Annotated in this window: 25 protein-coding genes; 7 read left to right on the top strand and 18 right to left on the bottom strand. The window is 61.0% G+C overall.

Annotation, left to right across the window (positions count from 1 at the left end; translation table 11 throughout):
- Positions 1-259: 259 nt before the first annotated feature.
- Positions 260-1789: a terminase family protein gene (locus tag K8I61_13235; protein ID MBZ0272996.1), complete on the bottom strand. Its 1530-nt coding sequence runs from the start codon at positions 1787-1789 to the stop codon at positions 260-262.
- A gap of 110 nt (positions 1790-1899) precedes the next feature.
- Here K8I61_13235 and K8I61_13230 point away from each other — a divergent pair, with 110 nt between their 5' ends.
- The 7 genes from K8I61_13230 (at position 1900) to K8I61_13200 (ending at position 4599) form a co-directional block, all read left to right on the top strand.
- Positions 1900-2091 (top strand): hypothetical protein, encoded by a 192-nt coding sequence (locus K8I61_13230; protein MBZ0272995.1) that lies wholly within the window; start codon positions 1900-1902, stop codon positions 2089-2091.
- A gap of 15 nt (positions 2092-2106) precedes the next feature.
- On the top strand, positions 2107-2538 hold the full coding sequence (locus tag K8I61_13225) for a hypothetical protein (protein ID MBZ0272994.1): 432 nt from the start codon (positions 2107-2109) through the stop codon (positions 2536-2538).
- 3 nt (positions 2539-2541) lie between these two features.
- Positions 2542-2796 (top strand): DUF5049 domain-containing protein, encoded by a 255-nt coding sequence (locus K8I61_13220; GenBank protein MBZ0272993.1) that lies wholly within the window; start codon positions 2542-2544, stop codon positions 2794-2796.
- Positions 2797-2958: 162 nt separating this feature from the next.
- Positions 2959-3147, top strand: coding sequence for a hypothetical protein (locus K8I61_13215; protein MBZ0272992.1), 189 nt, complete (start codon positions 2959-2961; stop codon positions 3145-3147).
- Entirely contained in the window at positions 3134-3364 is a 231-nt protein-coding gene (locus K8I61_13210; protein MBZ0272991.1) for a hypothetical protein, read from the top strand. The genes K8I61_13215 and K8I61_13210 overlap by 14 nt, the downstream gene beginning before the upstream one ends.
- The gene (locus tag K8I61_13205; GenBank protein ID MBZ0272990.1) at positions 3361-3657 is read left to right on the top strand and encodes a hypothetical protein; all 297 of its coding nucleotides are present in this window, start codon (positions 3361-3363) and stop codon (positions 3655-3657) included. The genes K8I61_13210 and K8I61_13205 overlap by 4 nt, the downstream gene beginning before the upstream one ends.
- A 3-nt stretch (positions 3658-3660) precedes the next feature.
- Entirely contained in the window at positions 3661-4599 is a 939-nt protein-coding gene (locus K8I61_13200) for a tyrosine-type recombinase/integrase (GenBank protein ID MBZ0272989.1), read from the top strand.
- A gap of 131 nt (positions 4600-4730) precedes the next feature.
- Here K8I61_13200 and K8I61_13195 read toward each other — a convergent pair whose 3' ends face one another.
- The 17 genes from K8I61_13195 to lexA all read right to left on the bottom strand — a co-directional run bounded on the left by K8I61_13195 (position 4731) and on the right by lexA (position 19961).
- Complete coding sequence (locus K8I61_13195) at positions 4731-5291, bottom strand: hypothetical protein (GenBank protein ID MBZ0272988.1); 561 nt, start codon at positions 5289-5291, stop codon at positions 4731-4733.
- Positions 5292-5391: 100 nt separating this feature from the next.
- Positions 5392-5643 (bottom strand): helix-turn-helix domain-containing protein, encoded by a 252-nt coding sequence (locus K8I61_13190; GenBank protein MBZ0272987.1) that lies wholly within the window; start codon positions 5641-5643, stop codon positions 5392-5394.
- Complete coding sequence (locus tag K8I61_13185; GenBank protein MBZ0272986.1) at positions 5640-5963, bottom strand: hypothetical protein; 324 nt, start codon at positions 5961-5963, stop codon at positions 5640-5642. The genes K8I61_13190 and K8I61_13185 overlap by 4 nt, the downstream gene beginning before the upstream one ends.
- A gap of 28 nt (positions 5964-5991) precedes the next feature.
- On the bottom strand, positions 5992-6366 hold the full coding sequence (locus tag K8I61_13180; protein MBZ0272985.1) for a DUF4406 domain-containing protein: 375 nt from the start codon (positions 6364-6366) through the stop codon (positions 5992-5994).
- Positions 6367-6377: 11 nt separating this feature from the next.
- Positions 6378-7160, bottom strand: a complete 783-nt coding sequence (locus tag K8I61_13175) for a hypothetical protein (GenBank protein MBZ0272984.1) — start codon at positions 7158-7160, stop codon at positions 6378-6380.
- Complete coding sequence (locus K8I61_13170) at positions 7157-10573, bottom strand: PriCT-2 domain-containing protein (protein ID MBZ0272983.1); 3417 nt, start codon at positions 10571-10573, stop codon at positions 7157-7159. The genes K8I61_13175 and K8I61_13170 overlap by 4 nt, the downstream gene beginning before the upstream one ends.
- Complete coding sequence (locus K8I61_13165) at positions 10566-12785, bottom strand: AAA family ATPase (protein MBZ0272982.1); 2220 nt, start codon at positions 12783-12785, stop codon at positions 10566-10568. The genes K8I61_13170 and K8I61_13165 overlap by 8 nt, the downstream gene beginning before the upstream one ends.
- On the bottom strand, positions 12782-13225 hold the full coding sequence (locus K8I61_13160; protein MBZ0272981.1) for a hypothetical protein: 444 nt from the start codon (positions 13223-13225) through the stop codon (positions 12782-12784). The genes K8I61_13165 and K8I61_13160 overlap by 4 nt, the downstream gene beginning before the upstream one ends.
- A complete protein-coding gene (locus tag K8I61_13155; protein ID MBZ0272980.1) occupies positions 13225-13692 on the bottom strand; it encodes a DUF669 domain-containing protein in 468 nt (155 codons plus the stop codon). Before K8I61_13155 ends, K8I61_13160 begins: the two co-directional genes overlap by 1 nt.
- Positions 13693-13707: 15 nt before the next feature.
- The gene (locus K8I61_13150) at positions 13708-14442 is read right to left on the bottom strand and encodes an ATP-binding protein (GenBank protein ID MBZ0272979.1); all 735 of its coding nucleotides are present in this window, start codon (positions 14440-14442) and stop codon (positions 13708-13710) included.
- Positions 14443-14455: 13 nt separating this feature from the next.
- Entirely contained in the window at positions 14456-15463 is a 1008-nt protein-coding gene (locus K8I61_13145) for a PD-(D/E)XK nuclease family protein (GenBank protein ID MBZ0272978.1), read from the bottom strand.
- Between the two features lie 26 nt (positions 15464-15489).
- Positions 15490-15699, bottom strand: coding sequence for a hypothetical protein (locus K8I61_13140; protein ID MBZ0272977.1), 210 nt, complete (start codon positions 15697-15699; stop codon positions 15490-15492).
- The gene (locus K8I61_13135; protein MBZ0272976.1) at positions 15696-16565 is read right to left on the bottom strand and encodes a hypothetical protein; all 870 of its coding nucleotides are present in this window, start codon (positions 16563-16565) and stop codon (positions 15696-15698) included. The genes K8I61_13140 and K8I61_13135 overlap by 4 nt, the downstream gene beginning before the upstream one ends.
- Before the next feature lie 116 nt (positions 16566-16681).
- Positions 16682-16894 (bottom strand): hypothetical protein, encoded by a 213-nt coding sequence (locus K8I61_13130; GenBank protein ID MBZ0272975.1) that lies wholly within the window; start codon positions 16892-16894, stop codon positions 16682-16684.
- A gap of 103 nt (positions 16895-16997) precedes the next feature.
- Positions 16998-18155 (bottom strand): hypothetical protein, encoded by a 1158-nt coding sequence (locus K8I61_13125; protein ID MBZ0272974.1) that lies wholly within the window; start codon positions 18153-18155, stop codon positions 16998-17000.
- The gene (locus K8I61_13120) at positions 18109-19305 is read right to left on the bottom strand and encodes a hypothetical protein (protein MBZ0272973.1); all 1197 of its coding nucleotides are present in this window, start codon (positions 19303-19305) and stop codon (positions 18109-18111) included. The genes K8I61_13125 and K8I61_13120 overlap by 47 nt, the downstream gene beginning before the upstream one ends.
- 20 nt (positions 19306-19325) lie before the next feature.
- Positions 19326-19961, bottom strand: coding sequence for a transcriptional repressor LexA (lexA, locus tag K8I61_13115; protein ID MBZ0272972.1), 636 nt, complete (start codon positions 19959-19961; stop codon positions 19326-19328).
- Positions 19962-20052 lie beyond the last annotated feature (91 nt).

Below are 20052 nucleotides of genomic sequence, written 5' to 3'. Positions count from 1 at the left end.
ATGGGTTCCTCGAGATAGAACTCCCACGCCTTGGCCGCGCGCTCGTGCCACTCGGCGGGGATGGAGTCCTTGACGCCGTGCTTCTCGAACACGTTGCCCGCGAGCGACGCCGCCGATCCCATGCGCGTCGGGTCGAGGATGATGGCAAAGGCGGCCAATGGTTCGACTTCGCTCACCACAGAAGGTTCCGGAATGCTCGGAACCTGGGGAGTGTTCTTCTTCGGTACTGTCCGCTCACTGTTATTCACTGTCTCTCCCTTCAAAAAATCGGCTTGGTCGCCAGAGGCAGCAAGAAGACCTCTTCAAAGTGCGTCCCCTGCGCCGCGAACGCCTTGCGGTCCTTGGCCAGCAGCGCACAGCGCACCGCATCGATGATGTGGTCGCGGCCCTTGCTGTAGGTCACGCGGCCGTCCGTCATGGTGTAGGTCTGCGTGGCAAATTGCTCTTCGATCTGGCGGTCGTCGCGCGGGAAGGTAATCAGCCTGCGTCGCAGCGCCGCATTAATCAGCGCGGTCATGTGTTCCTTCGTGCGCTTCTTGGTCGGCTTGCCCTCCGTATCGAAGCTCACGATGGTGTTGCCGCCGAAGTCGAAGCCCATCAGCCGACCGAGAAAATGGCGGTCCTTGAACTTGTCCAGGCTCGTCAGTTCCTGCGCCACGGCCAGGCCGTTGCCGCCGTTGTCCAGGCCGATGCCCGCGAACTCGAAGTAGATGTCCAGGATGCGGATAAGTTCGGAGAGCCACGGGTACGGCACCTGCTCGCCGTGGACGCGCAGCACCATCGTGAGGCCGAATTCATCCTCGCGGAACACCACCAGTTCCGTCGGATCGCTCGTGTAGCCGGTGTCGATGCCGAGCCAATAGGCGCCCGTTTTCGGCGATAGATTCACGAGCATGTCGAAGCGCTCGCGCACCGCCGCCTCGTCCTCGCATCCCTCCAACTCCTCGCTGGTGATGACGACCAGGCGATAATCCGGCACTTCCTTGCGGCAGGCGTGGAGCGCATCCAGATCGAACGCGCCGAAGCTCGGCTTGCCGTGCTCGCCCGCGACCTCGTGCTGCCAACCCGGCGTGTCCTTGCCGCCGTAGAATTCCACGAGTTCCGCCTCGCGCTCGGGCGTCCACGTCGGGTTGATCCACGACGGCCAGCGGAACACCTTCCACTTTTTCGTTTCCGTCAGCCGGTAGTAGGTCGTATCGCGCAGGCCGTTGGGCGTCGAGTAAATGCGGAACTTGCCGCCCGCGTTGAGGCACTGGCGCAGAGCATTCCACGCCCTCTCCGGAATCCACGCGCCCTCGTCCACCCAAAGGCGGTCCACGTGAAGCGACCGAAACGACGCTTCGCCATAGGGTCCGGCGGGCCGGAAGTGAAGCACCGTGCCGGTGGTGAACTCGATCCGGAAATAGGGACTGCGCTTGATCTTGGGCGTGCCGTTCTTGTTTTTAGCGATGGACGCTTCCAGGTCCGGATTCGCGCCGATCTGGAACTCCACCTCGTCGATGATCGTGTCGAGGTGCCCTTGGTGCGGCGCGGCCACTAGGCCCATGCCGTTACGCGTGGTGAAGGCGTAGTGCAGGACATCGCCCGCCAACGTGATCGACTTTCCAGAATCTCTGCCGTCCAGGTGGATGATGTTGCCGCGCTCGCACCGCAGGTCCTCGGCCTGGTGCTTCCAGAAAACGCGGCGCGATCCGTCGCGGTCGTGCAAGTACGCCTGGCCCCAGAGCACGGGGTCGCCCAGGACGCGGGCGATCTCATGGCGGTCCTTGGGTAGTGCGGTACTGACCATCATGCCGCCTCCCGAAGAATCTCGCATTCGGTCGCAGAAAGTCCTTGACTTGCCCGCCACGTGAAGCGATGTGACACGTCGTAAGCTGCTGAATCGAAAGGAGAAACAGCATGAAGAAAGACAGCGTAAGAGTGGGCGGGACGTATCTGGCCAAGGTGTCCGGCGCGGTTGTGCCGGTTCGCATTCAGGCCGAACACCCGCGCAACGGCTGGGTCGGCGTCAACACCGTCACCCACCGCGAAGTCCGGATCAAGACCGCCGCGCGTCTGCGGCGCGAAGTGAAGCCCCAACAAACCAACTGAGCGAAGGAGAACCCCATGAGCACGAAGACCATCACGATCAAACAGGCCGCCGAGAAGTACGTTGCCCACCTGAAGGAACTCGGCAAGAACGAACGGACCGTCGTCACGTATGGGCGGCACCTCGACCTCGCGGTCGAGCATTTCGGCGAGGGCAAAGACATCGCCAAGTTCTTGCCGGTCCACATCGCCGCCTTCTTCAAGAGCGACGCCGTCAACAAGCTGATCCGCGAACCCAAGAAAGAGGGCGAGGCGCGCCAGGAGCGGCCGCGCAGTCACCACACCATCGACCAGACCAAGCGCGTCTTCCGCATGATGCTGGTGTTCTGCAAGGACCAGGGATGGCTCGATAAGGTGCCGCTGCCCAAGGACGAACTGGCGAAGGTCAAGGAAAGCGCCGAGGCCGATCCCGCCGCTGACGGCGAAAAGCCCGCCGCGAGCGCCGAGTAAGCCATGTCGGACGCCAACGGCAAAGTCCCCATCCCACCCGAGGTGCTGAAGGGCATCGAGGCCGTCCGCGTCTCCGGGCGCACGAACATGCTCGACCGGAATGCGGTCGCCGCCATCGCCCTGGACCTTGGCCACGTCGAGGCCGCCTTCTGGCTCGACGACAAGGCCAACCGCAAGACCTACGCCGAGGGAATCTTCCGAGGCTTCCGAGCCTGCGGAGAGCAGAGTCGAACCGAGGACAAGACAGTCACTCCATAACGCCCACCACGAACACTTTCCCACCTCTTGCGCCCGCCAACGGGCGCTTCTCTTCGGGCCGGAAAAGTTCGCATAAGTGGTTGTTTTCCCTTGACTTTGATGTGTCCCGAAGCCCTCATGCGGCGCGTGAGCACGAGGAACCAAAACAGAAGGGAGAGCCAAGTGACAGAGTTCTACCAGACGCGCATGGGGCACACGTTCTACGAGCACACCATGCCCACCATCGCCCGCGAGCTTGAACGGCTGAACACCGTCCTGGAGCGCATCGCGGCGGCAATGGAAAAACAAAATGCTGGCCAGGACGCAGGCCAGGAAAATCCCAACCAGGAGGTCAACGATGCCAAAGCCTAAATTGCGACGCGGTATGGTCGCGCGGTACGTGGGAACGGTCCACACCTTCATGACAGGACTCAAGGTGAGAGTGAACGAGCCGATCCTGGGCGACAACGGACGGCCCACCGGACTCTGGGACGTCGCACCGTGGATCGAGAAAGAACAGCGGTTCTCGTGGGTCACGAGCGATGCGCGGCGCGAGGATCTGGTGCCGCTGGACGAGGACAAATCATGAACGCCATGCCGGACAAAAACTCGGTCTCCATCGACCTCGCGGCGGTTCGTGACGAGATCGCCGCCGCCCACGAGCAGACGTCTCGGTGGGAGCAGTCGCTCGACCAACCGCCGAGCACGGCCGCCCACTGGACCAAGCTGGCGGGATTCGCAGGACCCAACCTCAAAAAGGCCATGCGCGCCGGGATCGTCCATATCGAGATTCCGGCGGATGCCACGGGCGGGAGTCGCCACGGCAAACCGCGATTCGTGATCGAAGCCGCCCCCGGCTCTGACCCTGGAAAGGAGCAGTGAATCATGCAGACCCTGCGCGACCCTCTCCAGACCCCTGCGACTCAGTACCACCCGTCCCGAACACTTTCGGAATTGATCGAGAGCTACCTGACGCGCCTGGAGGCCGACGGCAAAAGCCCGCACACCCTCAGCTGCTATGGCCGGGATCTGCGTCTGCTGCTCGCCTTCGCGGGCGACGTGGACGCCTCGGTTCTGAGTGCCGATCTGCTGGCGCGGTTCCTTTTGTCGGCTTCGGTCACCACGACGCACACGGGCGCGCCCCGTGGCGAAGCGAGTCTGGGGCGCATAAAGGCCTGCCTCCGCAGCTTCGGGCGCTACGTGGCCAACGTGGGCGCAACGAGGCGCGACCCCGCCGACTGGATCAAGATCAAGCGGCACGACCGGGAAGCGCCGTCGTTCCTCAGCGCCACCGAGGTGAAGGCGCTCGTCAAGGCGGTCGCCACGCGCAAGGGCGTGGCCGCCGAGCGCGATCTGGTCATGCTGCGCGTCCTGCTCGGAACGGGCATCCGCCTGGCGGAACTGGTCGGCCTCGACATCGGCGACGTGCGCCTGGACGAGAAGCAGCTGCGCATCCGGCGGGCCAAGGGAGGCAAGGCCCAGGTGCGCTTCCTGAACACCGAACTGCGGTCGATCCTTCGCAAGTACACACAGCGCCGCCGCAAGGAGATGGCCGAGACCGACGCGCTCTTCCTCTCGAATCGTGGTCGGAGGATTTCCACCCGCCAGGTCCAGGAGCGCATGGGCCTCTGGCTCGCCTGGGCCGGGCTCGACGGTAAGATCACCGTCCACGGCTTGCGCCATACCTTCGCCACGCTGCTCTATGGCCGCACGCACAACCTGCTGCTCGTCGCCAAAGCCCTCGGCCATGCCCGCGTCACAACCACGCAGGTCTACGCCCACATCACCGACGACGATCTCGAGGACGCCCTCGAGAGCCTCTGAGCCGCCCGGCTTTTTATTCACAGAAGGCGTCTTATGCGCGGAACGGCGGAAGGCCGAACCGCGACAGTCCGCGTACTTGCGCCGACCACCGCGAGCGACTTCTGCGCGATAGGTTTCGTGTTCTCGCAGCATCAGTCCTCCGGTTTTTCCTTCGGCGCCTTGATTGGCGCCTCGCCGCGCACGCTCTCCAGCAGCGCCACGGCCCACTCAGCGGGCGACGTCTGCGGCCCGCCGCCAGTGTCCCGCTGCGCCCGCGTGGTCTTGAGTGATTCAAGTTGCTTACGCAGCAGCACATCGAACTCGCCGATGGCCGCGTCAGCCTTGCCCTCGATGGCGCGGTACCACCGCGTGAAGTAAAACGACGCCATCGCCGCCTGAATCTGGTCGGTCGAGTCATTGAGATCGAAGTCACGGCGGATCGCATCGAGCGTCTGGTCGAAGAGTTCCTTGTCCTGCTCGTCGAGCAAACGCTTCACATACGCGCCGTGGGTCAGACCGTGCAGATTTCCCTTCGGACTTCCGCCTTTGTTCTTGGGATTCGCCCCGTGAAAGCGGCAAACCGTGTATCCCTCCACGGCCGGGTGGGTGCAGCGCTCGCCATTGCTCTTCATTTTCGCCTTGCAGCGCCGTATGCGCTTCTTAAAGCGGATGACGACGTCCTCATCCTTCAAGTTCGCATCAGAATCGACCATTTTTTCTCCTTCACATTAGGGCTGCGTCCCGCCGTTTTGCCGACCGGCGGACGGCCTCGTGCCCCAAGACTAAACACTCCCTGACCACGATCTCCAAACCCTAGGCTGTGCTTTTCTTTAGTACGAAATGCGACAGCACGCGGTAGACCGTGGCGCGATGGATCATCATCCGTTCGCTGATTTCCGTGATGGTTTTGCCTTCCGAGTGCATCCGGAATATCTCCAGGTTGCGCCGGATGCGGGCCGCCGCCGCTCGACGCGGCAGATACAACAACCCGCCGCGCGGCACGTGCTCGTAGACCTGAACCAGCAGGTCGGGCGGCAAAACGTCCTTCGCGTTTACGTGCTTCACGCATTTGCTCCGACGGCCAGCGCGCTCACATCGACCACGTCGCGCTCGACGGGCAGGTTGTCGCGCAGGTCCTTCAGAAACTCGTCGCGGTCGCGTTCGCCCATGCTGTTGTAATCGGGGCACGAGACCATGCGGCGCTTGAGGACCGTGTGGTAGCAGTAAGTCCGTTCCTTGTTCGAGGGCGTCTGCCAATTGCCGACGGCGCAGCGGACGCGACGTTCGGCATTAGCGCCGCGCTCGGCCCGTTCGAGATAAACCTTGCAGTGCAGGCAGTTGGCGCAGTGGATGATGCGAGTCGATTTTTCGGTGCCGGCTTTCATGGGTCCTCCGTTGGTGGTGGGGTTGTGACTACTCATTGGCGCATCGCTCGTTGGCGCTGGCCGGTGGAACAAACTCGATGTCGGAGAAAATGGGCAGGCCGCATGCGCGAGCCACTTCAATCTCGCGTGCGGTTCCCTGGGACGCTTGCCATCCGTCGACCAGGACCACGAGGTCAGCGCGTCGGAGCATCTCGATGCCGCCGTCCATGAAGACTGTTTCGGGGGCCGCGCCGGACATGAACGCGGAATTCAAATGCGGGCAGATGACCGCATAACCGAGCGACCAGAGGTGTGCGGCGACTTCGCGGGCCGCCGCAATGTTCATGGCGACGTCGTTGTGGGTGCGGCCGCGATACGGGCCAGCGACGTAGGCGATCTTTATCGGGGTGTTCGGTGCGGTCATCGTCATCTCCATCAAAACAGCGGGGCCTGGTGCTGCTGCGTTGTCGGTTGCTGGGGTTCGGGTCTGGGTGCCGGTAAGGTCGGAGGCGGCAAGACCGCTGGCGATTCGTCCGCCGGTTCCCACGGCTCTTTCTGCGGCCCCACGTAGGTGATCTCGGTGCCGGGGAACGCGTGCATGATCATCGAGATTTTCCGCAGGTCCTCGGCGGATATCTCCATGCGGGCGCTGCCTGCCTGGTCGGTGTATTCGGGAACGAGCGTGAATTCGCCGACCGAGGATTTGACATGGACCTCGACGCCCAGAGCCTTGAACGACGCGACGTCTTCGGGCGTGAGTTCGCGGGAGACTCGTTCGGCGGCCGCGTGTTCGGCAGCGGCTTGGGCGAGGCCGCCGTCGTGCTCCATGATGGCCGAGCGTTCTTCCCAGGAGTCGACCAAGCCGAGGGCATGGTCATGGCGCGGGGGCGGATACGATTTCTCGTCGAGCGTGGCGATGGCATCGAGCAGCGCGGGCTCGCCAATGAAATCGATAGCCCACTCATGGACCGCGCCGAATTTCGCTCGCAACGATTCCCAGGTTTCCTTGGGCAGCTTTCCGGCGTCGAATGCTTTCTTCGCCCGCTCCATTCGGCGGCGGAGCCAGGCGTAGTACGGTGCATCGAGCAGGCGGAAGACTTTACCTGGCTCGTGGGGATAGATCATGTCTTGGACGTGGAAGTCGCCCGAGGCATCGGCTACGGTTTCCAGAGTTGTGGACACGCGGAGTCGGACGTGCAGCTTGCGCTGTTTGCTCATGATTCTTCCTCCTCGATATCGAATGCGGCAAGATCGGCGACGATGTCTTGCGGGTAGTGCGGGTAGTTCGATTTTGGGTCGGAAGCACTACCCGCAGGACATTTCTCTTTGTTTTCAAAGTCTTGCTGGCCGTGCGGGTAGTGCGGGTGGTTTTTTGAGGTTGATGCATCGCATGTATGTGCGGGCGCGTGCGCATGCGTATGCGTTAACGTTTCAGGTACACTACCCGCACTACCCGCAGCGCATTCCAACTGACCGTTTTCATGAGTATTTTGTATGCGGGTAGTGGGGTCGGCACTACCCGCACCACTACCCGCACTACCCGCAAACAGCGGATGGACTGAGGCGGTGCGGTTCTCGCTTTCATCGACCTTCTCAAGACCGTATTCCCACTGCTTGGAATGCCGCTCCCGGCTCATCTTGATCCGGTACAAATCAAACTGGCGATCACGCATCGTGCCGAGAGCGCGGCCAAGACGGATCTTCTGCGAGCGCGAGCCGCCATCGCCGATAACGGTGCCGAGAAGGTCCTTGGCGGTAGCGAGGCCGAGCAGATCGGTTGTCGTGACGAACCGGGGACCAAAGCGATCCCACCATGCCGCGACGAACTCGCGCCATTCACTGCCCTCGGTGTCGGCGATCTCGTAAAGCTCTTCGGCGTTGGCGAGGAAGCCGGGCACCTCGAGCCATTGGAGAATTCCGCCGACGACCTTGGACCATGACTCGAAGGAGCCGAGCACCTGGTCTGTGTTCGGCATACCCGCCGCGACCCAACCGCGAATGATGGTGAGGACAGCGCGTACCAATGCGGGGCGGTTATCCATGACCCACTGTCGCAGCGGGTTGTGCTTGAAGCCGCGCCGCCGTCCCGGTCGATCCATCTTGGCGTCCACACGGATGCGGATGCTGCGGCGGGCGTTTTCCATCGAGAGCGCGGGATTGTTGGCCGTGGCGAACCACATGGCGCGGTTGGGCAACCGGAGCATCTGCGAGGTCTGGAGCAGGCGGTCCGTCCAGATATCCGCCGTGATCGCCGCCGCGATCTGCGACGACAGAAGTCCCTTGCGCAGGTTGTCCACCAGCACGATCTGGGGGGCGGAAGCGAGAATCGCCGTGATCTTTTTGCGCGTGTCGTTTTCGTCTCTGTCGAACGTGGTCACATCGGCGCCGTGCCCCACGCACACGAGGGAAACGGTTTCGGCCAGAAGCGATTTGCCGGTGCCGGGTGTCGGTGCTTCGATAAGATGGATGGGCAGCGGGCCGTGGATCATGCGGCGCACGAACGTAGGAAACAGCGCGGCCATCGCGTGGCATCTGTCCGCGTCGGACGCAAACGGAAAATCAACAAGCAAGTCGTCGAGCAGCAAGGAGCGTGCTTCATCGATCTCATGCGAAGTCGGATTCGCGGGAATATCGCCCACGTCGAAATTGAGAGGACGATGCATCCAGAGTCGCGCCTCGCGGTGGTAACCTGGCGCGGCGATCAAAGAGCCGTCGTGGTCGAACATGGGAGTGGACGAGACCGTTTCAAGGTGCGGCAGGGTCGGGTCCGGCAGTGCCGCCATCACCGCGACGACGTTCCGAGGCGGATGCACGGGAACTTCCATGTCCTTGGTCTGAACGACCCAATTGGCAATCTGTGAGAGGTGCCCGAGAAGTGCGGTCTCACCGACCGGCATGATCACCGGCGCATTGTCGGTCTGGGCTAGGCGCACGAGCCCGCCGGTTCTCTGGAACAACTTGGGCGGATAATTGGAGGCGTGGACCACCGCCCACGCGTCCCCCGTTTCGTATCGCAATTGACGCTTGACGACGACGGTGGGGAGGCGAGGGCGATCATCATAGGTGTCCAAATTGCGCGAGAGAGAACCGCGCGGGGTGTCCAAATCGCCGTTTTGGACAGGGCGTGACGTGTCCAAATGGTTCGTTTGGACAGGCGAAGTGTCCAATTGGACAGGCTCGCGGGTATCCAAATCGTCCATTTGGACAGGTGATGTGTCCAAACCCCGGTACTTGCCATGTCCAAATTTCTCGATCTGACCCGATTTGGACATGCGGTTGAGGGTTTTTTGGACAGCCCAATAATCTTTGTTGAGCCGCTCGGCGATCTCCTTGGGACTCAGCGCTTCCGCTGATTGCGTCAGACATCGCAGGATTTCAGCGCGCTCCGGAGTGGCGGCGGCACTTGTCACCGGCAGCGCCGCCGGATCAATGTCCATGAATGCGGCGATCTCTGCATCGGTCGGCAGCGGCGTTCGCTGATGCGCGGGCGGCGTCCATCCTGCTTTCTTCGCCATGTCGAACAGCGTGCCGAGCGTGACGCCGCCGCCGGACGTGAAGCCGTCCCACTTGAGCGATGGTTCCCCGGCCACATACTTCTCGCCGCGCGCGCTCCACGCTTCCCAGATCGCGAGGCCCGCCTGCGCGTCCCAGTGGTGGAGCGCCATGCCGATATGGAGCCAGTCGTCGTAGGAGCAGTCGGGCGAGATGTGGTCGAGCGCCGCGTGGACCACGGCAGAATCTGTGGGTGCGAAATTTCCGGGAGCCGAGGGTGGACTACTTTTGGGGGCCGACGCCTCTTTTAGTACACCCTTCGTTTTCAAGACGAAGCGCCGGATTTCGTCGGGTACCTGCGCGAGGATATCCTGGAGCCGCGCGGCCGCCAGACGGTCGAACCCATCGGGCGCAAACGGGACAAGGCTTCCGCCGTCCTCAATCCGATAAAACTGATTGCCGCCGTCCTTTGCCCCGTACCAGAACGGCAACCAAACCATGTTGCCCGCGCGGAACGGTTTGTCGCTGACGCTGTTCTGCTTCGGGAAGCATTCGATTCCGCGGCCGGCCCGGATGTCGGCGGATTCGCCGCTGACAAGGAAATGGCCGGTCGGTGCAACGAAATGCGCGAGCAGTCGCGCATCGGCAGCGGGCACTGGCGCTTCGAAAAACACCCAGAGATGCCAACCGTGGCCGCTGCCTGACTTTTCAATATGCGCCGGGATACCGAGCGCACGGCAGCGTTCCACGCAGGCGAGCATCGTCGCCAGTGGATCAGCCAGCGGCAGCGGATGGCCCGGCCCATCGAAGTCGAAGCAGAGCCAGACGGTCGTATTGTCCGGGGCCACGGCATAGCTGCCGACCCGATCAAAGCCGCGCTTGTCCGCGACGAGGCCGTTGGTTTTGCGGTTGATGTAGTTGAGCGCCGGGGCCTTGCTCGGATCGGGGCCGGAAACGTGGAAAGCAATCAGCGCGTCCAGATATGCATCGCCCGTCACCGGACGCGGTTGCGTGATGCGTTCCTGGGTCTTGCGGTCGATCCACGACTGCCGGGCCGCCACGATGTCAATGCGCGAGAAAAAGTATTCACGCAGTAGGCGGCATGCGGTCGCAGCATCAGGACGAGGCGGGTTACTCATTCAGCGCCTCTTTGAGGGAGGCGGCCTCGTTATCTTTTCGCCACAATCCCAGGAACGTACTGCGCTGGTCGTTGGCTTTCTTCGTGGCGCAGTTCCGCACGCCCCAGCGGTCGCCGATGACGATGGTAGTTTGCTTGGCGCGGGAGACGCCGGTGTAAAACAAGTTTTGCGAATGCATGAAGCTGTGGCTCTTGTGGACGATCACCACGGCGCAGGGGAATTCGCTGCCCTGGCACTGATGGATCGTCAGCGCATACGCGAGTTGCAGATCGTTCAGATCGCCCTCGGCGCGGCAGAGGGTCACCTCGGCGTTGTCGAAGCGCACGCGCAGATCACCGTGGGGCAGCAATTCCAGAACGCGCCCGATGGCTCCATTCATGATGCCGAGGTCATAGTTGTTGCGGCGCTGGATGACTTTGTCGTGGAGGAGAAACGGCGGCCTGCGTCCTGGTGGAACGGCGGGCGCCTCGACGCCGTAGAGCTTCCGCTGAATCAGACTCTGCAGTTCGATGTTCAATTCGTCGACGCCCAGGATGTCCTTGCGCTTGGGTGTCAGGAGTTGAACGTCGTCCAGCAGGTCATAGCCGAGCTTGTCGGCCAGGACCGTCTCATACAGATCCCGAATAAACCGCCGCACATCCCACGGGTCTGTGAACTCGTCGATGCAATACCAGGGGCGGCGACCACGCGCATCGACGTGAGCCGAGGTCTTGGCGACGCTCCCCCGCAGGATCGCTGTGCTGTTTTCCTTGAGTTCACCGGCCTGTCGAACCACGTCGGTCAGCACGACGCCAGGCACGATGCCCGTATGGATCATGTCACGTAGCAAATCGCCGGGGCCGACCGGCGGAAGCTGGTTGTGATCGCCGACAAATACGACGGCGGTTTTCTCAAGGTCGATGGCGCGAAGCAGACGCCACGCCAGGTGCAGGTCCACCATCGAGGTCTCGTCAATGATGACGACATCGGCGTCGATGGGGTCGTCGGGGCCGCGCGACCACTCATGGCCGTTGAAACCGAGAAGGCGATGGATCGTGAACGCCTCTTTGCCGACAACCTGTTCGAGGCGCTTGGCGGCTTTGCCGGTCGGTGCGGCGAGCATGACCTTGATGAAATGCTGGTCCAGCAGCTTCGTCAGTGCGCCTACGGTGAAGGTCTTGCCGCTGCCCGCGCCGCCGGAAATCACGGTGATCTGGTGCGTGAGCGCGGCGACGACGGCGTCGCGTTGTCGTGGATTTAATTCGGGACAGAGTTCGCCGTCCCGGACCTTCTGCCAGACGCCCAGCAGGTCGAACACGCAGGGATGGTCCTTGTCCCCGCCCCGCAGCCACTGCTCGACCTCGCGCTCCATCGTCCGGATGTCGGCGCGGGCAATGAGAAAGCGGCCGTCATAGGAATCACAGGAAAGAGCACCATTGGTGATCAAGCCGCTCAGTTCCATCTCGATGATGTCGCGGCTCTGGAGCGAGTCCATGACCAGCAGCTTGTTGGCGCGCTCGATGAGATCAGCTTCTTCAATCCAGGTGTGTCCCTGGTCGAGGGCGTCATCGAGGCAGTCGAGAATTCCGGCGCGCACTCTCGGCGGAAATTCCTTGGGTATGCCCACCTTGCGGGCAATGGCGTCCACGGTTTTAAATCCGTAGCCCCGCAGATCCCGGACAATCAGATACGGATCGCTCGTGATGATTGCGACAGCGTCGTTGCCATATTTGTCGATCAGCGAGCGCACCTGGTGATGCGTGAGGCCGAAGGCGGATAGCTCGGTCGCGGCCGCATTGATGACCTGGTGTCGCATCCATTCGGCACGAATATTCTGCGCGGCCTCGAGCGTGATCGGCCCGGCCTTGGCGACGGCATCGGGATTCTCGACGATGACGCGACCGAAGTCCTTCCCGAACGCCTGGGCGATCCTCCTTGCTTTGACCGGACCCAGCCCGACGAACGCGGGATTGTTGGCGAGATAATGAGCCAGGCCATCGACAGACAGATCGAGATCGTGCGTGAGCGTGTCGGCCTGAAACTGCTTGCCATACTTCGGGTGATTCACCCACGCGCCCTGGAGGATGACCTGCTCGCCGACGGCGGCCACGACATTCCCCGCGAAGCTAACTTCCTCGCCGTCGTTCTTTTTCAAGCGACCCGCCGAATATCGGGACGAGGCGAAGTAGAGCGTCTCCACGCGGCCGCGCAGGTATTGGGTCGATTCGTTCATGGATTACTTTCCGCTTTGATTTTCATGGCGGCGCGCTCCAGAAACTCCTCGGTGAACCGGCGGGCCGCCTGGCGGTCGCCGCAAAAGAACACCGGCACGCGGTGGTCCACGCAGATGGAAACCGCCGCGCCGAACACAGAGTGGGGATGTGCGCCCGATGGATATCGGGCCGAGAGAACGTCGGGCAGGTTCGCCTCGACGACGATGCACGCCTGGGGATAGTCCGCGAGCTTCGTCAGTTCCTTCTTGAACCGCTCGCGGTCGCGGATCACCGAATGGACGAAGTCCTCAAGCGTCTTGCGTTCGACCGCGACCGCCGATTCGAATCCCACGACCGAGTAATCCCCGGCAGGCAGTGCCTGGCGCACCACCTGCCGGGAACCGAAGGTGTAGGGAACCTGCTCGCGGGTGTCGATGATGATGGCGGCCGCGTCCATGATCAGAATGCCGACAGCGGGCCCTTGGCCGTGCTCTGATAGTCCGCGTCCGGATTGTCCAGGACGATGCGCTTGTTGATGTACACGTTGGCGTACTCGCCGCGCGTCTTCTTCGTGACTTCGAGGGCCACGTCCAGCAGTTCACCGAGACGCCCGGGCAGATCGGAGAGCTTGCCGAGTTCGAGGCCGCAGGCGAGCAGGTCGGCCTTGAGGAACTTGATGTTCTCGCTCGACGCCATGACGTTGTTTCGGAACATCATGCGACCGCGTTGCTGCGGGCCGAGCACGCGCAGGTGCCATTTGAGCATGGGCGCGCCGTTCTGCGTGCGGACGAGTTCGACCTTCTCAACCTTGGCCTGGTACTTCCCGTCCGGGACTTCGTCGAACTGGTTGGGCTGCACATCGGCGGCCGCGTAGTCGGCGTCGTAAACGGAGAGATCAGTGGAATCGACGGGGGGTTGGTTCGACATGGATTTGTCCTCCTCTTATTGGGCTTTCTTGTTGGTGTTGGCGGTGGTCGGAGCCGGGCGCCCGAAGGCCTCGGTGAACTTCCGGTAATCGAGATCGATCACTTCGGGCAGACGCCCCGTGCGGTCGCCCGCTTCGTAGTTCGGACTCGGCTGCGTGCGGATGATGCGGCGGATAGTTTGCTTGCCGTCATCGGCGCGAATGAAGTCCTGGTCGAAAAATAAAATCATGTCGGCCATGCCGAGGATGAGTTTGCGAGGCTTTTCGGGAAGCGACGGGACAATCTTGTGGAGCGTGCCGGTGCGCGTCTGGATTTCCTGGACGGTCGCGTGGGAGATCAGCACGAGGCCATAAGGCAACATCGACAGCTTCATCAACACGCGGGCGAACTCGCCCAGGATCAGCGCATAGCCCTTGCCGTAGGCGAGATCCGCTTCGTGCTCGATCTTGTTCTTCGCGCAGATGTGGTTGCGGCACAGAAGCCACAAGTTGTCGACGGTGTCGATGATGATGTTGCGGAAGCCGTGTTTGCCTTCGGCCAGTTCGCGGCAGGCTTCGAGGAAGGCTTCCCAGTCGGGCAGGTCGACCTTGAAAATCGACAGCGCGTTGTGTCCGGCTTCCGTCGCCAGGAACACGGCGTCGGGGAATCCGGCGGCAAAGGTGGTCTTGCCGATCTTGGGCATGCCGTAGCCGAAGATCGTGAACTCGCTGAGTTCGGTTTTCGGTTTCGATTTTTCCTTTGGCAGAATCATGTCCATCTCCTCTTCAAAAAACGGGCGTGTTGCTGGTTGTTGTTGATGTGTCGGAAAGCTCGGTGTGGGGCGGTTCAATGCGATAGTGGTTGTCGCGGACGAGCGGCGAGAAATCGCTGCGGCACAGCGGGAAGTAGCTGCACGGGCGACCGTACTGAAAGCACTGAGACGTGTTCTGATACCAAACGTCGCGGCGGCGGGCGTCGAGGAAGTTCTGCGTCAACTCCCAGAGTTCGGCCTGTAGCACCGCGAAGCGGTCGCGGGAGATATACAGAATCTCCCGGTGGAACATCCCAGGCTCGATGTATTTGATCGCGAGACGAGCCTGGAATTCATCGTCGGTTTCCGGCATGCGGCGCTGCGCCGTGGTCTTGCCGGTTTTGGATTTGGCGATGAGTTCCGCGCGGCGGGCTTCGTACTCGGCCTCGGTTTCGCCCTTTGATTGTTGGAGCTTGGCCTTGATGAGGATGTTGTAGATAACGCCGCTGACGCGGATGCCCAGGGCCTGCTCGACATACCAGGCGTACAGCGTGATTTGAAAATCGGTCCACAGCCGTTCGAGGTAACCGGAGTCGAGCAGCGACGCGGTCTTGTGTTCCAAGAGAAAATGCTCGTCGCCGATCCGGACGATCCCGTCGACCTTGCCCGCCAGAAGGAAACTGCGCGACGTGGCGGCGGTCGCCGGGTTGACGATCTCGCCCTCGAATTTCTTTTCCAATTCAACGACCGCAAATTCCTCGGACGGATACCGACCGGCGTATGCTTGCATGATTGCCGTCGCCAGGTGCCAGTCGCGCTGCTGATCCTCGTCGCCAGCGCGGTTCGGATACGCGCGGTCGATCAGGTCGAGCACCTGCGCGAGGTCGCGGTGCCGATGCCAGCACTCGAGGAACTGATGGATCGCGGAACCGAAGCGAAGGTTCGGATCGGATTCCAGGGCAACAAGGAAATCGAGATACCGCAGCTTGCAGGCCATGCGGCAGTTGCGGAACGAACTCCACATTGAATATGTGGATATCATTCTCGTGTCGGGGCGATTTTTCGCACTCACCTTGGCACCTCCTGCTCGGCCAACTCCCGGCAGAAGAGCGCATACAACGCCGCGCCGCCCGCATCCTTTCCGGCCTCCTCGACGAAATACTCGAAGCCCGGTTCGATGAGGTGTTCGAGTTCCCATCGCCGGAAAAGACCGGGGACGCGCCGGTATTGCTTGGTGTCGGCGTTCTTTTTCAGAAGCGCTTCAAGGTCGAATTTCATGCGACCCTCCCGTTGACGTTGGATTTCGCGGGGGCCTCATTGCCCCTTTGAATTCCCAAGTCATCGGGAATCGAAAACGTGACAGCGTTCGGTGAGATTTTTTCGGCGGCCTTGCGAAGACGGTCTTTGGCGCGATGAAATCGTTGACGAAACGCGGCGGGGGATACTCCCTCCTCGGCGGCCATCTCGGTGAGGGTCTTTCCGAACACGATGTGGTTCACGAGCAGCGCCGCGTCTGGTGCGGACAAGCCTGCGTCCCGAACCAGGCGCGTCTTCAGATCGTCGAGGGATGTGTCGAAGCAGTCCGTTGTCGGAAGTTGAATCGGCTCCCGAAAAGCAGGTCGTTTCGGTTGAGCAATCTCCCCGTCGTCGGACTCGATATCGTCTGCGGCCGCGTCGGCAAGTTGAAATAGTATGTCGAAGCTGACCGTCCCGCTTCGTGCCTTGATTTCTTTCAGCGCCGAGCGGCGCGCCTTGGTCCAGACCGCGACCATGAGCCGCTTGGCGAGCCCTGCCTCGCTCCACAGCGGTTCGTAACCAAGCCGGTCGCACAACGAATCCCATATCGCGCTGGCCGCTTCCGCGTCCGAAACGAATGACTTGCGGACGTGGCAAAAGACCCATTCCATCGTCGGCCACAGGCCGAGCGCCAGGATCGCAAGCCATAACGTCGGGGAGGGTCCGGCGGCGTGCAGTTCCCGCAACGAGCGGATGACGTCATCCTCTTCACCGGTGGGATGCGATCCGTAATCCAGCAGCCACTCGACAAGGTGACCCGGCGAATCGAACCGTTGAAGACATGACCGAGTACCCTTCGCCTTGTCGAAAGCCTTGATGTGGCATGCGGTGGTGAGTTCGAGTTCCATTCCTCGCCGAAAATCCTTCCAGGTGAAGCCCATGAAGCACCCGCTTTCCGGCGGGCGTCTTGCGCCTCACGATGGCCGTTGATGGACCTCCTTGGGCCTCAGGTTGGGTTGTGCTGTTACGCGGTCCTGATCGAAGCCTCGGCTGTTCGTTGGCCGTCGGCGGGGCCGCTCAGATCGATTTCCTGCATGGCTTGGCAGCGGCGGCAGGTGGTGAGCACGGAGCCGCCGGTCACGACGAATTGGAGGGTTTTGTAGCGGATGAAGAGCTTGCCGTTCTTCTCAACGGCCAGCAGCAATCCGCATTCGGGGCAGCGGTGTTCGGTGGTCATTTGTTCCGTCCTTTCCGCGACGTTTTTTCGTCGCTGGACGGAACGCTACGAGATCGATCTGGTTGACTTGTGGTTGAGTTCTGGTTGGTTTCTGGTTGGCGGTCTAGGAATCGGACTCAAGCGGAAAAATCAAGGCATATTTCAGGCCGGGCTCTGGTGAAAAGTGATAGGCGGTGGATGCGTCGTCCACCTTCACCGTCTTGATATAAAGGTAATCGGGCTTCTTGGACTCCGGATCGATGGCGCTGCGCGTCCGTTGGACTTGCTCGGCCATCGCCTTATCCGGATCGGTGGAACTGCCTCTCGCGATGTGACTGAGAGTGTTGAACTGCTCAGGGAGGAGCGCCGCTCCTCTTTCCACCAATTCTCGAAGAACCTTCAAGTGGTACATAGCTCGGAACTTTTCGGGCTGCTTGCGTTTGAGCTTTGGATACCAAATCTCCTGCCGGATACCATCGACGATCAGGTCGTAACCGGATTTCCGAAGCCCCAGTATTTCGTCCATCTCTTGCTTGGTGATCCCATTGCAGCCTTCATGCGAGAACAACTTGGCAACGTGTCCCGGTTCGACAACTCCACCGTGTAGAGCCCTTTTACGAAATACCTCCAGGAGATCCGCTGGAGGGGCTGACGCGACCAACGTCTCGCCATTCCACACGATGGATTCGTTTAACGGCAAAAGGCGACTGCGATGGTTGTTCAGCATTCTCTCGTGCTGGTCATCCAGATATTCGGACGAAGGAGTCATTAAAATGAACGGGGTTGTTTGATCGGCGAGCAAGAAATCAAGCGCCCGTAGAAACTGCTCCTCGTCCGGCGCGAGCGACAGAAAAACGGGAAAGGCTTGATTGGCGATTGGAACGTAGCTGCCGACTCGCCATAGATGCCAAAAGGAATCGTCTCTAGATGGCCTGACGCTGAATTGCAATTGACTGGCCAGATGTTTGGCGAAGGTCGCCACGTCAAACTTGTGAATGATCACGTCCTTGCGGGTCAGTTGCAGCGTGTCACATTCCGGCGGGCTTTGGCCGCAGAAGGCGGCGAACCGATCATGCTCATGCTGCACGATGCGTCGCGGGCAATTGACGTCCCCGGGCGATGGACATGGATACGATTTGGCAAGGCTGTCCGTCGGCTTGAAAAAGGAACGGACAGCGTCCCATTCCTCTCTCAAGTCGCGTCGCCATACCGCTTCGACGTCGCCCAGGTCGGACCTAGACTGAAGCAGTCGCCAAAACCGGGTCAGGGTGGATTTCGTCATCTTCCATCGACTCGACTATGAATTTGCGCTCTTTCATCCAGGTGTACAGCAGCAATCCGTCCTCGTCGCGGGTGAATTTGGTTCCACGCGGGACACGGATCGTAAAAGAGCGCGTCGCCTTCACGTCGGCGTACTTGACCTCGAACGTTGCGCTCGTATGGCGGCCGCCTTTCGGAAACTCCTTGTCGCGAGCTTTGTAGGCCGCAAAAAGGTCATCCGCCTTCCGCACCTCGATCTCGTTTTGCTTCCCACCCCAGAAAAAGGTCAACTCTTTGAGCGTAACCCTTTCCAGTCCTGGAATATCGGAGCATGCCAAACAGTCCTCGCCCTTCTCGAACAGCGGTTCGAGCGTGTACTTGTCATCTTTCTTGAAATAGTCCCCGTCGCCGAAAAGGTGCTGGCCGAATGACTCCCGATAGAGCGCCGTGGCCTTGGCGTTCTCAGCGTTGATTCGAAGGTCCCCGACTTCGGGATCGTAGACGACGACGTCGAAGTGCTCCGGTTGGAAATAGACCGCTCCGGATTTTCCCTTCTTGATCGATCCCTCGCGGCGGAAGGGCAACCCGTGCCGAATCATGAACCAGGTACCGTCCTTGTGTTGCAGCGTGAAAACCTTGCAATTCCGTTCCCGTTTCATCTTTGCGAGCCAGTCATCCACATCGGCGACGATCTTTTTGAGCGCGGTCGGATCGACCTTCGCAAGCGGCGCTGAGATGTGACTCGGAAACGTTTCGAACGAACGCCGAGTCGCGAGGTTCTGTTCCGCGTGTTTCTCCTCAAGGAAGTCTCTATCCTCAAGCCACGTCTGGATTGCGACCTCCATCGGAGTTGGATCGGACAAGAAATCGAAAGATATCTGCTCGCCCGCCGGACGCTTGTGGTTCTCGTCCAGGATTCTGGTCATGTCCTCAGGCTTGGACATCTCGTGGATGAAGAACAACGCCTCGATCAGGTTGTCATCCATCTCGGCATCGGGCGCCGCCAGAACGGACGCCAGCTTCTCGTAGTCAAAATCCGTGGCTCCATCGAAGACAATGCCTCGCGAGGTGAAGAAAGGCTCGTGCGGCGCGAACAGCTTTTTCAGCCACTCCGGTCGCGCCTGCTTCAGAACTTCCACATGAGCAAATCGGTTCCATTTAACGGTCGCCATTGCGTTCCCCCCTGTCCCTATTAATTGATGTCAACCACGGGGCCGCGTTGAACCCCGATGACCTTCCCTTGAACCAAGATTTCATCGAACCGGAAAAACGTCGGTTTAAGTTTCTTGTTGGCCGGTCGAAGTTCGACCTGGCCCCTGTGCAGATAGAACCGCTTGACCGTCGCGCTCTCGCTATGGATGAGCGCGACAACGATCTCACCATCCTCAGCGAACTGACGCGGCTCGCAGATGACCAAGTCGCCGTCGAGAATGCCCGCCTCGCGCATCGAGTCACCTTTGATGCGCAACGCGAACAGGTCGGGCTTCATGTACATGGCCGCGTCGACTACGACCGTACCCGCCCACTCCTGTTGGGCGTATATCGGCAACCCCGCCGCGATGCGGCCGATGATCGGAATCTCTCTCGACCGATGTTCTGCCTGGGATTCTCCCGCGCGATTCAGCAAATGGACGGTGCGGCTGTATGGGCCTTCTCGGCGAACGTAGCCCTTGTCCTCCAACGTCTTGAGCATCTGGAGAACGGCGGCGTGACTGATTCCGAGGTCGGCACCGGCGCTTCGCAGGCTTGGAATCCTGCCGTGCCGCTTTAGCTCGCGCTCCAGGTAGGTGAGTAGTTCACGCTGCCTGATCGTCAATTCTTCCCGCATGTTCTCGCTCCCTGTTTCGGGTTCCGGAGAATGGGAAATCGTAGGGCAGCCCACTTCGAATGTCAATGCAAATGTGAAGGCAAAAGGAAAG

The sequence above is a fragment of the bacterium genome, assembly GCA_019912885.1.
Classification (GTDB): Bacteria; Lernaellota; Lernaellaia; order JACKCT01; family JACKCT01; genus JAIOHV01.
This window is presented reverse-complemented; position numbering and strand designations above follow the sequence as displayed.

Excerpts from the sequence above, each read along its gene's own strand:
- K8I61_13235 (MBZ0272996.1), bottom strand. The coding sequence starts at position 1,789 with ATGGTCAGTACCGCACTACCCAAGGACCGCCATGAGATCGCCCGCGTC.
- K8I61_13230 (MBZ0272995.1), top strand. The coding sequence starts at position 1,900 with ATGAAGAAAGACAGCGTAAGAGTGGGCGGGACGTATCTGGCCAAGGTG.
- K8I61_13225 (MBZ0272994.1), top strand. The coding sequence starts at position 2,107 with ATGAGCACGAAGACCATCACGATCAAACAGGCCGCCGAGAAGTACGTT.
- K8I61_13220 (MBZ0272993.1), top strand. The coding sequence starts at position 2,542 with ATGTCGGACGCCAACGGCAAAGTCCCCATCCCACCCGAGGTGCTGAAG.
- K8I61_13210 (MBZ0272991.1), top strand. The coding sequence starts at position 3,134 with ATGCCAAAGCCTAAATTGCGACGCGGTATGGTCGCGCGGTACGTGGGA.
- K8I61_13205 (MBZ0272990.1), top strand. The coding sequence starts at position 3,361 with ATGAACGCCATGCCGGACAAAAACTCGGTCTCCATCGACCTCGCGGCG.
- K8I61_13200 (MBZ0272989.1), top strand. The coding sequence starts at position 3,661 with ATGCAGACCCTGCGCGACCCTCTCCAGACCCCTGCGACTCAGTACCAC.
- K8I61_13195 (MBZ0272988.1), bottom strand. The coding sequence starts at position 5,291 with ATGGTCGATTCTGATGCGAACTTGAAGGATGAGGACGTCGTCATCCGC.
- K8I61_13185 (MBZ0272986.1), bottom strand. The coding sequence starts at position 5,963 with ATGAAAGCCGGCACCGAAAAATCGACTCGCATCATCCACTGCGCCAAC.
- K8I61_13180 (MBZ0272985.1), bottom strand. The coding sequence starts at position 6,366 with ATGACCGCACCGAACACCCCGATAAAGATCGCCTACGTCGCTGGCCCG.
- K8I61_13175 (MBZ0272984.1), bottom strand. The coding sequence starts at position 7,160 with ATGAGCAAACAGCGCAAGCTGCACGTCCGACTCCGCGTGTCCACAACT.
- K8I61_13170 (MBZ0272983.1), bottom strand. The coding sequence starts at position 10,573 with ATGAGTAACCCGCCTCGTCCTGATGCTGCGACCGCATGCCGCCTACTG.
- K8I61_13165 (MBZ0272982.1), bottom strand. The coding sequence starts at position 12,785 with ATGAACGAATCGACCCAATACCTGCGCGGCCGCGTGGAGACGCTCTAC.
- K8I61_13155 (MBZ0272980.1), bottom strand. The coding sequence starts at position 13,692 with ATGTCGAACCAACCCCCCGTCGATTCCACTGATCTCTCCGTTTACGAC.
- K8I61_13150 (MBZ0272979.1), bottom strand. The coding sequence starts at position 14,442 with ATGATTCTGCCAAAGGAAAAATCGAAACCGAAAACCGAACTCAGCGAG.
- K8I61_13145 (MBZ0272978.1), bottom strand. The coding sequence starts at position 15,463 with ATGATATCCACATATTCAATGTGGAGTTCGTTCCGCAACTGCCGCATG.
- K8I61_13140 (MBZ0272977.1), bottom strand. The coding sequence starts at position 15,699 with ATGAAATTCGACCTTGAAGCGCTTCTGAAAAAGAACGCCGACACCAAG.
- K8I61_13135 (MBZ0272976.1), bottom strand. The coding sequence starts at position 16,565 with ATGGAACTCGAACTCACCACCGCATGCCACATCAAGGCTTTCGACAAG.
- K8I61_13130 (MBZ0272975.1), bottom strand. The coding sequence starts at position 16,894 with ATGACCACCGAACACCGCTGCCCCGAATGCGGATTGCTGCTGGCCGTT.
- K8I61_13125 (MBZ0272974.1), bottom strand. The coding sequence starts at position 18,155 with ATGACGAAATCCACCCTGACCCGGTTTTGGCGACTGCTTCAGTCTAGG.
- K8I61_13120 (MBZ0272973.1), bottom strand. The coding sequence starts at position 19,305 with ATGGCGACCGTTAAATGGAACCGATTTGCTCATGTGGAAGTTCTGAAG.
- lexA (MBZ0272972.1), bottom strand. The coding sequence starts at position 19,961 with ATGCGGGAAGAATTGACGATCAGGCAGCGTGAACTACTCACCTACCTG.